Origin of the sequence: Pseudoalteromonas sp. MB41 (assembly GCF_020966275.1) — a bacterium.
GTDB lineage: Bacteria > Pseudomonadota > Gammaproteobacteria > Enterobacterales > Alteromonadaceae > Pseudoalteromonas > Pseudoalteromonas lipolytica.
Genome location: NZ_JAJJZF010000001.1, coordinates 454,681 through 467,820 on the forward strand (window position 1 = coordinate 454,681; position 13,140 = coordinate 467,820).

Below are 13,140 nucleotides of genomic sequence, written 5' to 3' on the forward strand. Positions count from 1 at the left end.
ACCTAATTTAAACCAAAACACTGCTTAGCGGCGGTTACATCATCTGCAATCTGCGCCGTCAGTTGTGTTAATGTCTCGAATTTTTTCTCATCGCGAAGCTTTTTTACAAGCTCCACATGCATAAATTGTCCGTAAATGTCCTGCGCAAAGTTAAAAAGGTGAACTTCTAATAATGCGCGTGTCCCGTTAAATGTGGGTTTGTTGCCAATATTTGCAACCCCAAACAGCTGTTCATTGCCAACGGTCGCTTTCACCGCAAATACGCCATTTACTGGGCATACTTGACGTTTCAAGGCAATATTTGCCGTTCTAAAACCAAGCTCACGGCCTTTTGCCCAACCGTGAATAACACGTCCAGAAATCGCATACCCATGACCCAGCATCGTTTTAGCCTCTTCTAATTGCCCTGCTGCTAGCGCATGGCGGATTAGTGTGCTACTTACTCTGTCATTAAGACGACGAAAGCTGGCCGTACTTTTAACATCTATATTCAGCGCTGCACCCATATTTTTTAGCAACGCAAAGTCACCACTGCGACGTTTTCCAAAACAAAAATCATCACCGACAGTGAGCGCTTTCACGCCGAGCTTATCAACCAAGACTTCGTTAACAAACTGCTCTGCTTCCATGTTAGCAAACTGCTGATTAAAACTAATACAAATTACGCGTTCAACACCCAGCTCTGCTAACAATCGAAGCTTATCACGCAAACGTGTCAATCGAGCGGGTGCGTTATCTTTAGCAAAAAACTCTTGTGGCTGAGGCTCAAATAACATAACAGTGCTGGGTAACTGATGTTTTTGCGCATCAAGTAGCAAGCCTTTAATCACTTCAGCATGGCCTAAATGCACACCATCAAAGTTCCCAATCGTTAACACGCAACCATAGTGTTGTGCGCGAATATTATGAATACCTCTAATTAACTCCATGCCACCTATTTGCCTTTGTCAGCACGCCCAAAACATGTTCATCGGGCTTGAAGCGCCGATTATAATCTTTTTTTTAGTTGGATTCAGTAGTTGCAACACTTTTTATCGTATTTAGTCGTATTCCTAAAATAAAGAGCACAACAAAGTATACCAATACAGCCAACACAAGCAGCCCTGCCAACAACATAACTTGTTCACTAAAGTGCCAGCTTCGCCATGCAAAGTGCTGACCTGCATACCATACCGCAGTCGCCATCAAAATACTCGAAAACAAACACTTAAATGTAAAACCGACGCTCATTGAAGAAAACTGATAAACCCCTTCTTTGCGTAACTGCCGATAAAGTAAAAACGCATTACAGCTGGCCGACATAGACGTGGCTAAAGCTAACCCTAAATAACCAATAAAAGGCGCTAACATGATGTTAAACACCATGTTTAGAACCAAGGTTTTTATGCCTATTTTCACGGGGGTTTTAGTGTCTTGTCGCGAGTAAAAACCAGGCGCTAACACCTTAATTAACATAAAACTGACTAACCCTACCGAGTACGCCATCACGCCATAACTAACCGCTTGAACGTGATCAATTTCACCGTCTTGAAACGCACCATGGTCAAAAAGCACCGTGATGATCAACGGGCTTATCACCATTAAACCAAACATGGCTGGTAAACCTAAGAAAATAACAAATCGCACTCCCCAATCAAGCGTATGCTGAAAATCAAGTGTGCTTTTCGTACTATGTAATTTAGACAGTGCCGGTAAAATCACTGTTGCAATACCAATACCGAATAACCCAAGGGGGAACTCTATCAATCTGTCTGAATAGTAAAGCCAGGCAATGGAGCCTGTCATAAGCATTGAGGCAATCATGGTATCGAGCAATAAATTAATTTGACTAATCGATACACCAAACAAGGCCGGTAACATCAACTTTCGTACTTTCACGACATTTTCGTCTTGCCACCCCCACTTAGGTCGGCTCAACATGCCCGCTCGATACAAAAATGGCAGCTGAAAAATCAGTTGCACCAAGCCACCAATGAACACCCCTATTGCTAATGCATAAGCACCTACTGCAAATTTATCATGCAGAAAAATAGCACAGGCAATAATTGAAATATTCAATAATACAGGGGTAAATGCGGCCACGGCAAAGCGGTTATACACATTCATTACTGCGCCACTAAGAGCAACAAGACTCACAAAAAACAAGTACGGAAACGTGAGCTTTAATAACGCACTCGCTAATTCGAACTTAGCGGCATCCTCTCCCCCTTGCCACCAATCAATAAACCAGCCAGTACCAAATAAAGCAGCAATCACTGGCGAGGCAATCACACCAAATAAAGTGACGATCAGCAAAATTGTGCCCAAAGTGCCCGCAGCCTGCGCGACAAAGAGTCTAACCTTGTCGTCACCTTGCTGCTCTTTTATTTCAGACAATACGGGTACAAATGCCTGTGCAAATGCGCCTTCGGCAAATAGACGTCGTAAAAAGTTAGGGATTCTATTAGCAAATAAAAACACATCAGCTGCCGCACTTGCACCCAGCAAGTTAGCAACAACCGCATCGCGAACTAACCCTAAAATACGCGAAATCATCGTCATCGCACTGACAATCATCCCGGAACGAAATAATCCTTTTGCCACCTTAAACCTATTATCAAAAAACCTTTAAGATGGGCGATTATGCCTAAAATATCTCTAAAGCACTAGGCTCGGACACGACGCTTTGTTACAATGTCGATATTAACTGCTAAAGCGGCAAATTGATGTTCGTTATAAGGAGCAGTTTTTCTTGAGCTGTCAAAAATTCATTGACATTCATGATAAAAACAGGCATATTCCACGGCCTTTAAATTAAGCTTATTTTAAGATTGTTAGGAGCAAACCTTGGCTAACATCAAGTCTGCAAAAAAACGCGCTATCACGAGCGAAAAAAATCGTCAACATAACGCAAGCCGTCGTTCAATGATGCGCACTTACTTCAAAAAAGTAGTTGCTGCAATTGAAGCGGGCGACAAAGAAGCTGCACAAGCAGCATTTGCTGTTGCAACACCTATCCTAGACCGTTACGCAACTAAAGGTCTAATCCACAAAAACAAAGCAGCTCGTCATAAGAGCCGTTTAGCAGCTAAAATCAAAGCGCTATAATTTGTTTTTGAAAGATATAAAAAAACCGGCTTTTGCCGGTTTTTTTTTACCTGAAATTTGACGTTACACAATTTCCAGCTCTGGGTAGAACTTTTTCAACATTGCCGCAATTTTCTTCGGTGTAAACGGCTTAACAACAAACCCTTTAGCGCCTTTATCAATTGCATCTTTCACATTTTCAACTGTTGAATGGGCTGACACCATCACCACATTTGCCTCTGGTGAAATGTCGTTGATATGAGAAATAATTTCTTTTCCATCGCCATCTGGCAATTCAATATCTAAAAAAATGATATTAAACTCTTTCTCTTTACATTCACTTAAACACTGCGCAGCCGTTGAAGCCTCGCGCACGTCATCAATCCCCAAGTGCATGAGCGTTTGATTTAAAAAGCTACGAACTGTTCCCACATCGTCAACGATAAGAATTGAAAGCTGCGTATCCATACTATTCCTCTTAAGCAATAAAGGTTCACACTAATTGAATGTAACTCTGTGACGCAATAAGACAATCAGTGTTATATGATCTGAATTTGACTATTATATCAAAAACTTCGTTATAATCTCATTATAGAGAGCTATGTATAAAAGGCCAGATAAGCTTTATGTCTAATAAAATAAAAAAACAATCGCTGTTAGGTAAAACACCAGCACGAAAAAAACCAACATCGACAACAAAACGACGACCTGCAAACCCGCAACGTGTCTCCCCCCAAACGGTGCAGCAGGCTGGCGCCCACGAACCGGTTAAAAAAAGTGCAAGTCGCTGGTATGCAATTGCCGCTGTTGTATTAATTATGCTAATTACGCCCAAGCCCGTTCTCATTACCTATGAAAAACTAGGGATGGTATCTCAAAGCGTGTATTGGCCAGGTGTTTTTGGCTTCGGGGCAAACCTCTTTGACTCAACCCTTATACCCCGTGCAGACCTTAGCCGTAATGTGATTTACTTATGCCAAGATAAACGCGACCCTGCGAGTTGCCAAAAATACCGTGTAACAGAGCAAAGCGGTTTTTTTGCGGCAATGAAAAAGCTAATAATGGATTAAAAAATCTAATCTGAAAATAAAAAATTACTTGGTTGAAAGCTGTGTAAAAGATCACCATAATGGCGCTCCTTTTTCAACACAGACACTATTAGATACGACCATGCTAAACGAGCTAGATTGGCTTTTAAACTTTACGTTACTTGCACTAGGATTAGGTGCTTTTTTTATTAATCAGTTAACCTTATTGCGTTTTGCTGCTATTAGCGCGTGTAGTTTATTATTTTTATCGTTTAGTTTAGATCTGATGTCATCAAGTGTGATCTCAAATATGAGCTTAGTGTTGATCAACACATTTTATTTATTCAAGGTCTACACTTTTGGCCAATTGAATATTAATCAAGGTTAATCTTCTCCCAAGATTATTTGATAGAACACTTTAACGCTTCTATCATCCTTTACGCCCAAACATCGCTATGTTTGGGCTTTTTTTTACTTACAATATGACTGAACTGAGATACCATATATTCCGTATAAAGATATTTTAGAGGTGCCTTATGTCATTAAACGACTTCGACTTATTTCTCTCTTCTATGGAAGATGTAAAGCCTCTCAAGCACGATACTGTAAAACTCGATACCACCAAGCAAGGCCCTTCTCTGTCACAACAAGAAAAACGTAAAGCCGCTGAGTCTGATCTCGCAATCGATGAAAACTACCTTCGCAGTGAGTTTGTTGAATTACTTGATCCACACGCTGTTTTAGCGTTCAAGAAAGATGGCGTTCAAGCCCAAGTTTATAAAAATCTTCGCTTAGCGAAATATCAGCTTGATGCAACCCTAGATTTGCATGGACAGGCACTCCAACATGCCCGAAGCACCTTATTCAATTTTATTAATGATTGTCATCTGCGCAATATTCGCGTGGTGTTAATTCGCCATGGAATTGGTATTAAAAATAAATCAAAACCGGGTATCTTAAAAAGCTATACCAATAAGTGGCTACAAGAAATACCCGCTGTACTTGCGTTTCACAGCGCACTTAAGCAGCATGGCGGCAACGGTGCTACCTATGTAATGATCAAAAAGTCAGATGAGAAAAAGCACGAGAATAGAGAGCGCCATTCTAAGAGAAGTTAATAACATAATTTAGATGTAATCAGGTGCAACGCTCACTTTGCGAAGCACCTCTTAAAACGTTATGATTGACTTTGTACAATTTCTGGTACGTCAACACCTGCAGCATTGGCTTGATTAAACCATGCAGATATACCTAATACGATTACAGACACCACCACTAAGCTAAGTTTTGCCCCACCTTGATTAGATTTCATAACACCTCTTATTATTATTGTTGGTTTATTGTCCACCAACAGCATAGCAAAGTTACAGATGTTAACAAGCTGTTTAATAAAATAATTTATTAGATGTCAATAACCTTTTGTTCTATCAACCAGATTTACTAGCCTTTCCCCATTTAGCAATCTTTTTACATTACCTGCAATTTGTTCAGTTACCGTGTTTATATCCGATAAAGCAGCACAATGAGGAGTGAGTGTAATTTTATCATGAGACCAAAATGGGTGCCCTTCAGGTAAAGGCTCTTCAGCGAACACATCAAGCGTTGCGCCACGTAAGGAATTGTTATCTAAAGCCGCCAGCAAATCGGCGTCAACGACATGCTTACCACGGGCAACATTAATGAGCACCGCATGATTTTGCAGCTTACTTAATAATGCAGCATCAATAATGCCTGTAGTATGTTGATTAAGAGGCAACAAACACACCAAGTAGTCAACCTGTTTTAGCATTGTATTCAAGCCATTTTCTGTATGGTAACAAGTAACCTGTTGTTCTTGTTTTTCGCTATTTGACCATGCACTTACCGTAAAACCATTCGCCACCAAACGTTTGGCACATGCCTTTCCAAGCTCACCATAGCCTAAAATACCCACATGCTGATGTGCATATGCTCGTTTGGGTTTCCATGCTCCTTGTGATTGTTTTAAAAAATATTCTTTCAATCTTAATTTTTGCGCTAATACATGGGTCAACACATATTCAGCCATATCGCTGGCAAGGGTCTCGTCGACAATACGTACCACAGGAACAGAGGGGGCAATCGCCGTTAAGTCAATGCTGTCTACGCCTGCACCAAACGACGACACAGCTTTTAAATTAGGGAGTTTCGCCCATAAGTCTGCAGGCGCATTCCACGCCAATACAAATTCAACGGCGCTATAATCTGTACATTCTGACCACAACTGTACTTCCACTTCGGGTAATAAAGTACGTAATCGTTCAATTAATTGACTGCAATCTCGGCCAGTGATTGCCACAAGTAAAATCATTTTGTTCTCCGCTTATCGTTAGCGCTCTTTAAAAAGTCACACAACTGCAACTTAACTGTCACAGCGAGCTTTTACCCTACTTATATCGCTAGATGCGTTTAAGATTGAGGTGTGTATGATCAGTGTTGATAAAGTAATAGAAGCAAATTTACCACAGTTAGAAAATTCACCAAAAGTAAAAGGGTTGGTAAAAAAGGGGCTAGGCTATTTATTACATGAACAAGAGTTTGTTGCCTTTGGCGATGCCTACCCTCACTTACAGGGGCTCGAGTTTGTTGAGCAAGTACTCGATGAACTTGACTTTGATACACGTTACAAACCAAAACAAATGGAACACATCCCCAGTGAGGGTCATGTTGTTATTGTTGCGAACCATCCAATTGGCTCGCTCGATGCATTAGCATTAATCAAAGTGCTATCCAGCATTAGACCCGACCTTAAAGTCGTTGCTAACCGCATGCTAATGTCAATCACGCCAATGCACTCATTGTTATTACCCGTCGACAACTTATCGGGGACAAGTAAAAAGAAAGAGCTGGCCAATATTCAACAGCATTTAAAATCAGAAGGCGCATTATTAATATTTCCGGCTGGTGAAGTGTCACGACTAAGCCCTACAGGTATCAAAGATTGTAAGTGGAACAGCGGCTTTTTACGCATGGCAAAAAAAGCCAACGCGCCGATCTTGCCAATTTATATTAAAGCCAAAAACAGCCCACTATTTTATGGCACTTCGATGATCTACAAACCATTAGCAAGCTTGTTATTGGTCAAAGAAATGTTTAAACAACGGCAAAAATCGTTAGAGTTTGAAATTGGTGCATCAATACCGCCTGAGTCATATTTAATTGAGAATTTAAAAGATAAAGAAATTGCGCAATTGATCAGAAAGCAGCTTTATCGCCTGATCACTAAAAAGCCATTACCTTTAAAAACACAAACGCCAATCGCAAGCCCAGAGGCCACTAAGGATTTAAAGAAAGCCATTGAACAGTGCGAACTGCTCGGTGAAACATCAGACGGAATGAAAATTTATCTTTATCAATATAGCGGTAGCTCTCCGATTTTTCGTGAACTCGGTCGTTTACGCGAAATAGCCTTTCGTGCTGTCGGTGAAGGCAGTGGTAAGCGACGTGATATTGATAAATACGATATGGATTATCAGCACCTCGTACTGTGGGATGCAAAACAACTGGAACTAGTTGGTGCATATCGTCTTGCGTGTGCAAAAGATATTATAGAAAAACATGGCCAAAAGGGACTGTATACCGATAGCTTATTTAGTTACAGCGACGAAATGGCGCCATATTTCGCACAAGGTATTGAGCTGGGTCGCAGTTTTGTACAACCCAAATATTGGGGCAGAAAAAGCCTCGATTACTTATGGTTTGGTATTGGCGCATTTGTAAATAGGTACCCGCAATATCGCTATTTATTTGGTGCTGTTAGTGTATCAAATGCCTTACCTGAACAAGCAAAATCTTTACTCGTTCATTACTATCAGCATTATTACGGTGCGCAGCGAACATTAGCGATACCCAACAATGAATTTCGTCATACTGAACAACAGCGTGAACAATGTACTCAGTTATTTTCAGGGAATGATATTAAAGAGGATTTTGTAGAGCTGAAGCATATTCTGGCTAATATTGGCGCTCAAGTCCCCACTTTGTTTAAACAATATACCGAATTATGCGAACCCGGTGGCGTACAATTTCTCAGCTTTAGTATCGATCCTGAGTTTAATAATTGTATCGATGGTCTTGTACTGGTTGATCTTAATAAAGTAAAGGCCAGTAAAGCTAAACGCTATTTGGGCGAGTCTCGCTAAAACACACAGTGGATATCGGCCAATCGGCCGATTATCTATGCTTTTTAGGTGTTAACATTGCTAAAGATATTAACTAACAGCTCGCTGTAAATTTTTTCAATGAGTAGTAAGTCGGCCACAGGAACATGTTCATTCACCTGATGAATAGTGTGGTTTCGCACACCACATTCAATTACTTGCGTATGCTCACTCGCAAAAAAACGGCCATCTGATGTACCACCGTGAGTGCTTAAGACTGGAAATGTGCCTGTTACTTGATGTATCGCCTGCTCAACCTGTTTGAGCAAACAGCCGCCTGATTTATGGGGTGTGTAATAAGACTCACATGGGCGCTCCCACTGCACCTGTAGGTGCTGCGAAAGATCAGCTAAGGCAGCCTGAATTTCATTTTTTATATCGGTACTTTTATAGCCATGGCTGTAACGTACATTAAACGTTAATTCACACTGTGCAGGCACAAGATTATCGACCACATTGGCAATATTAATACCGGTTACTTGTAATGTCGTTTCTGAGCTTGGTTCATCTTTAAACCAGTTAATGGCGATGAGTCGCTTTACGACCTCTGCGCTAATATGTGCCGCATTCACGGTGTTCTCAGGATAAGCAACATGCCCCGCTTTCCCTTTTATAAATAAACGTGCAGAGAGCGCTCCGCGGCGACCATTTTTAATCGTATCACCAACATGCAAATGACTGGTTGGCTCACCCACGAGACACCCATCTAGTATGACGCCTTGTTGAGCCAGTTTCTGTGCAATTAAAAGAGAACCATACTCGGCTTCGCCTTCTTCATCTGAGGTGATCAACCAATAAAAGGTTCCTCGCACGTTTTTGCGTTGTTGCAGCAGCGCCTGTGTTGCACATAACATGGCAGCTACACCGCCTTTCATATCTGCGGCACCGCGTCCATACACAGCGCCATCAACAATGTCACCCGAAAACGCATCAACTTTCCAATCCCCCTGTGCAGCAGGAACAACATCAATATGCCCTGAGAAAGCCACTACGGGTCCATCACCAAATGAGACTTTAGCGATTAGATTCGTTACTTGATTATCGCTAAACACATCACACTCAAAACCAACCGTGGTTAACTTTTTTGCTAACCAATCAATCGCTCCTGCTTGTGCGGGTGTGACAGATTTAAATCGAATTAAGGTTTGTAAAACATCAACCACCTCATCATAGGCAGATAAATGTTGCTCAACGTGTGAATTTAGTACGCAGTTCATAATAACCCTAGCCACTGAGATAAGTAAGGGTATTACAGCGCGCTTTTATTACCGCAATGTGAAAGTAATGACTGTTCGCCATGCATTATCGTCATTTGCATTCATTAATAAGCCTGTTTTGCACAGCACGTTACTGTTGCGAAAACCATGATGAATAACGCCCCTCTCTGCCAAAGGAGGGCACAGTTGCAGGCCCTTTTTTAGTAATAATTAAGGTGTACTAAATACAAATAAACAATAAAAAAGAGCGACTCTAGAGGTTCAAAAAACCGATAAGAGTCAATTACTTTTTTTCTGTTCTTGGTTAAAAACTTAATCTAAATCAAAAAAAGCTTCACTTCGTTCAAACATTTTTGAAACTTTGATCTAGAACAGGTTTTAGCTGTGTCGACTCGGTAATAATAGCCTCAACCAAACAAGACAAGTAGTTCGTGGAGAACAGCATGAAAACTAAATTAAGCATTGCATTACTGACTTCATTATTAGCACTCTCTCCTGTTGCAAACGCTAACTTAAGCGTCAACGTCGGTGCGATTAATGTTAACCCTGATAACGACAGTTCAAAAATCAACGAAGCACCTACTTTAGGTTTACGTGGTGATGACAATACACAAGTGGGTATCACTATCGATTACGCATTTAATGATAATTGGGTACTTGAGTTAGTTGCAGCAACCCCATTTAGTCATGATGTTCAAGGCACGGGAGGCTTAGCTGGCAACAAGATTGCTGACATTAAACAATTACCACCGTCGTTGATCGCGCAATATCACTTTTTAGATTCTACTTACAAATTCCGTCCATTTGTGGGTGTCGGTATCAACTATACAACGTTCTTTGATGAGCAGCCTTCAGCAGCGTTAAAAGCAACGCTGGGTACGAACGATGTAGAAGTAAAATTAGATGATTCATTTGGTTTTGCAGCACAAGCTGGTTTCAACTACATGATGAATGAAAACTGGGGTCTACACGGTATGGTCGCATTAATCGATATCGATACTGATGCAACCGTGTACGCAGATGGCGCAAAAGCACTCACATCAACGGTAGAAATCGATCCAGTTGTTACTATGCTAGGTGTTAAATACAAATTCTAACTTTCATTTTGTGAAAGCCCATACGCACAAAAAGGCCGCAAAGGCCTTTTTTATTGTCTTTTTATTCCTTTCTTCACAGCGCTAGTTGTATAAAATTAAAAGTAAAAATCTGCGAAGTATTAAATTTAAACTACACTTAACACTCGGTGCACAAACAAAGTACTAAAATTACAATTTTGGGTGTAAAAGTAGATGGCATGTTGCATTTATGAGGACAATATCTGAATTTTCAGAGTCAATGTTTGGTTGTTCCAATCTGTTAACGTCGATAGAATGCGTCCGCAGTAAATATTGCCCTAAAGAAATGTAAATAAAGTAAAAACGAGGATCATTTGTTTAAAGTAGTCGTGAATTTTTTGCTTTTATTTGTTTGTCTTGGTTTAGTGGCATGCAAAGTAAAAGATCCAAATGAGGATAAACCTCAACAACAAAAGCAAGATGTGATCGACGCACGTGAATCACTTTTAACAGGCCATGCTAGTGTTTCGCTGACTGTCGTTAATGACGACTTAACTCCCTTAAGTAACATTCCTCTGACTATTGCAGAGCAACAATATACGACTGACAATAATGGTCAGGTATTTATTGATAAGCTGGGTTACGGTAATCATGCCATTACAATTCAACAGAATGGTTACTTTACCAAAGTAGGTATTCTTGTAAATCACCCAAACTCGACAACCACACAAATCAAACTCCACGCCAAACCTGCAACGAGTAAAAGCCTGGTATTTGGGGGTGATTCAATGTTTGGACGTCGTTACTTAGACCCGAGTCTCGCAACAATGGGCACCACAATCCCCAATGTGAGTGACGCACTCATTCGTCCAGCGACAGCCGCAGCAGATAGCATCGCAATTACTAAAGATGTTGCTCCCCTGTTTAAATACGCAAATTTTGCTTCAGTCAATTTAGAGTCACCGATTACCAGTAACCCTGCTGTCGTTCATCCGACCAAAGAATTTAGCTTTTTTTCGTTACCTGATTCGTTACAAGGCTTAACAGAAATTGGGATTGATTACGTGGGACTTGGTAATAATCATATCTACGATTATTTACAAACAGGTTTAGAAGACACACTACTTGAAATATCAAACACAGGGCTGCTGTATAGTGGCGCAGGTCTTGATGAATTTGCTGCATTCAGCCCTATTACAGCACAGCTCGACACATTCAATTTAGTACTCTTTGCTGCTACATCAATTACCGGAAAAGAGCACGAATTTACTTACGTCACCGATGCAATGAAAGGCGGTGCTGCAGATTTAACAAATGCAGAGTATGTGCAAGAAACGCTTGAGAAAATACACCCAAGTAATTTTGTTATTGCGCAAATGCATGGTGGCGACGAATACACTTATTCTCCTTCGCGCTTTATTGCAAGTCGCTTAGTTGATTTATCAACGCAAAATACCGACTTACTCATTGCTCACCACCCTCATGTAGCACAAGGTTTTGCGGTATATAATAATGTGCCTGCCATTTTAGGGTTAGGTAACCTCGTGTTTGATCAAGCTCGCCTCGATACCTTATTAGGGGTAACGGTGATGGTCGAATTAGACTCACAAACTCAAACCGTTCAGCGTGCATTTGCCTACCCTATCTTTATTGAAGATTACAAACCACGTTTTACAACGGGCTTTTTAAGTCACTATTTATTAAGGCGCCTAGCCGAATTTTCAGACGATAATATTACGCTTATCCCCCGCGATAATTATGCTGAGGTGTACTTTAAAAAAGCACACGCAACCAAACGCAATCACAAAGTCAGCGTTGAAGTAAATTCACAGACTCCTATCCTTGATTTACGTGAGTATGCTCCCTCTTCTGCCGCCTATCTATCGGCAATAGAAGTCACCAATGGCACTTTAAATGAGCTTACTTTTGGGCGAGATTTAATGGTCTTTGGGGACTTTGAAGATTGGGATAACGACAGCGAGGCATTTGAAATTAGCCGCTGGGATCATAGCAGTAATAGCGTTTTACCCTGCACTGAAAACCCGCACAATGGCATTCAAGCTTTATGCTCAACACGCGATGAGTTTGATAATACCCCCTCAATCATTCCCTTTAGACACACAATGCGTGTGATGGAGCTAACTGATGAAAATTTTCAACCAATGCTTAGCAAGCAGTTTTCTTTATTTGGTTACATTCAATCTGAAAACGGCGGCAAGATAGAAAGCTTACTCACCTATACCACAGAGGTAGATGATCTGGCTTTTTCACAACATCAAGTCTTAATTAGTGAAGGTGGTGACAGAGCATGGCAATCCTTTAGTCACGATTTCACATTACCATCTGATGAATTTACATTAGGTCAAAAAAAACAACCACCTCGGGGTGTAAAACTACAATTTAGGCACTATGCTCCTAATAAGGGAGAGGCCATGACTCGCTTTGATGATATTGCGATGATTTCATGGCAAAAAAGCGTTGCACTGCAAAACAATCAGTGGAACACAGATAAAATGCACGGATATGACTTTTTAAAGGTCTCTGTAAACGATACAGCAAGCTTAACACTCACTTTTACTTCACTTGATTAAGGAAG

At 40.8% G+C, this 13,140-nt stretch carries 13 protein-coding genes; 7 read left to right on the plus strand and 6 right to left on the minus strand.

Features of this window, described 5'->3' with window-relative positions:
• Nucleotides 1–2 precede the first annotated feature (2 nt).
• Nucleotides 3–929, minus strand: a complete 927-nt coding sequence (ribF, locus tag LPA49_RS02200; RefSeq protein ID WP_065978564.1) for a bifunctional riboflavin kinase/FAD synthetase — start codon at nt 927–929, stop codon at nt 3–5.
• Between the two features lie 73 nt (nt 930–1,002).
• Entirely contained in the window at nt 1,003–2,583 is a 1,581-nt protein-coding gene (gene murJ / locus LPA49_RS02205) for a murein biosynthesis integral membrane protein MurJ (RefSeq protein WP_256719264.1), read from the minus strand.
• Nucleotides 2,584–2,826: 243 nt separating this feature from the next.
• On the opposite strand from murJ, the gene rpsT reads away from it, so the two are divergent.
• Nucleotides 2,827–3,087, plus strand: coding sequence for a 30S ribosomal protein S20 (gene rpsT, locus LPA49_RS02210; RefSeq protein WP_036967030.1), 261 nt, complete (start codon nt 2,827–2,829; stop codon nt 3,085–3,087).
• 63 nt (nt 3,088–3,150) lie between these two features.
• Here the strand turns inward: rpsT and LPA49_RS02215 are convergent, their stop codons facing one another.
• Nucleotides 3,151–3,534 carry a response regulator gene (locus LPA49_RS02215; protein ID WP_036967027.1) on the minus strand — a complete coding sequence of 128 codons (384 nt, stop codon included), beginning with the start codon at nt 3,532–3,534 and terminating at the stop codon, nt 3,151–3,153.
• A 158-nt stretch (nt 3,535–3,692) separates the two neighbouring features.
• Between LPA49_RS02215 and LPA49_RS02220 the strand changes: the two genes are divergently transcribed.
• From LPA49_RS02220 to smrA, 3 genes are all read left to right on the plus strand, one after another.
• Nucleotides 3,693–4,136: a hypothetical protein gene (locus tag LPA49_RS02220; RefSeq protein ID WP_180310984.1), complete on the plus strand. Its 444-nt coding sequence runs from the start codon at nt 3,693–3,695 to the stop codon at nt 4,134–4,136.
• A gap of 100 nt (nt 4,137–4,236) precedes the next feature.
• Nucleotides 4,237–4,482: a hypothetical protein gene (locus tag LPA49_RS02225; protein ID WP_036969134.1), complete on the plus strand. Its 246-nt coding sequence runs from the start codon at nt 4,237–4,239 to the stop codon at nt 4,480–4,482.
• Nucleotides 4,483–4,630: 148 nt separating this feature from the next.
• On the plus strand, nt 4,631–5,212 hold the full coding sequence (gene smrA / locus LPA49_RS02230; RefSeq protein WP_036967020.1) for a DNA endonuclease SmrA: 582 nt from the start codon (nt 4,631–4,633) through the stop codon (nt 5,210–5,212).
• A gap of 59 nt (nt 5,213–5,271) precedes the next feature.
• Here the strand turns inward: smrA and LPA49_RS22295 are convergent, their stop codons facing one another.
• Complete coding sequence (locus tag LPA49_RS22295) at nt 5,272–5,406, minus strand: hypothetical protein (RefSeq protein ID WP_036967016.1); 135 nt, start codon at nt 5,404–5,406, stop codon at nt 5,272–5,274.
• Nucleotides 5,407–5,502: 96 nt separating this feature from the next.
• Complete coding sequence (locus tag LPA49_RS02235) at nt 5,503–6,423, minus strand: glyoxylate/hydroxypyruvate reductase A (protein ID WP_075593736.1); 921 nt, start codon at nt 6,421–6,423, stop codon at nt 5,503–5,505.
• Nucleotides 6,424–6,538: 115 nt separating this feature from the next.
• On the opposite strand from LPA49_RS02235, the gene LPA49_RS02240 reads away from it, so the two are divergent.
• Nucleotides 6,539–8,254 (plus strand): lysophospholipid acyltransferase family protein, encoded by a 1,716-nt coding sequence (locus LPA49_RS02240; protein ID WP_180310985.1) that lies wholly within the window; start codon nt 6,539–6,541, stop codon nt 8,252–8,254.
• A 44-nt stretch (nt 8,255–8,298) separates the two neighbouring features.
• Here the strand turns inward: LPA49_RS02240 and dapE are convergent, their stop codons facing one another.
• Complete coding sequence (gene dapE, locus LPA49_RS02245) at nt 8,299–9,489, minus strand: succinyl-diaminopimelate desuccinylase (RefSeq protein WP_180310986.1); 1,191 nt, start codon at nt 9,487–9,489, stop codon at nt 8,299–8,301.
• A gap of 443 nt (nt 9,490–9,932) precedes the next feature.
• Here dapE and LPA49_RS02250 point away from each other — a divergent pair, with 443 nt between their 5' ends.
• The gene (locus LPA49_RS02250) at nt 9,933–10,586 is read left to right on the plus strand and encodes an OmpW family protein (RefSeq protein WP_074989548.1); all 654 of its coding nucleotides are present in this window, start codon (nt 9,933–9,935) and stop codon (nt 10,584–10,586) included.
• Between the two features lie 332 nt (nt 10,587–10,918).
• On the plus strand, nt 10,919–13,135 hold the full coding sequence (locus LPA49_RS02255) for a CapA family protein (RefSeq protein WP_230235381.1): 2,217 nt from the start codon (nt 10,919–10,921) through the stop codon (nt 13,133–13,135).
• Nucleotides 13,136–13,140: the final 5 nt, after the last annotated feature.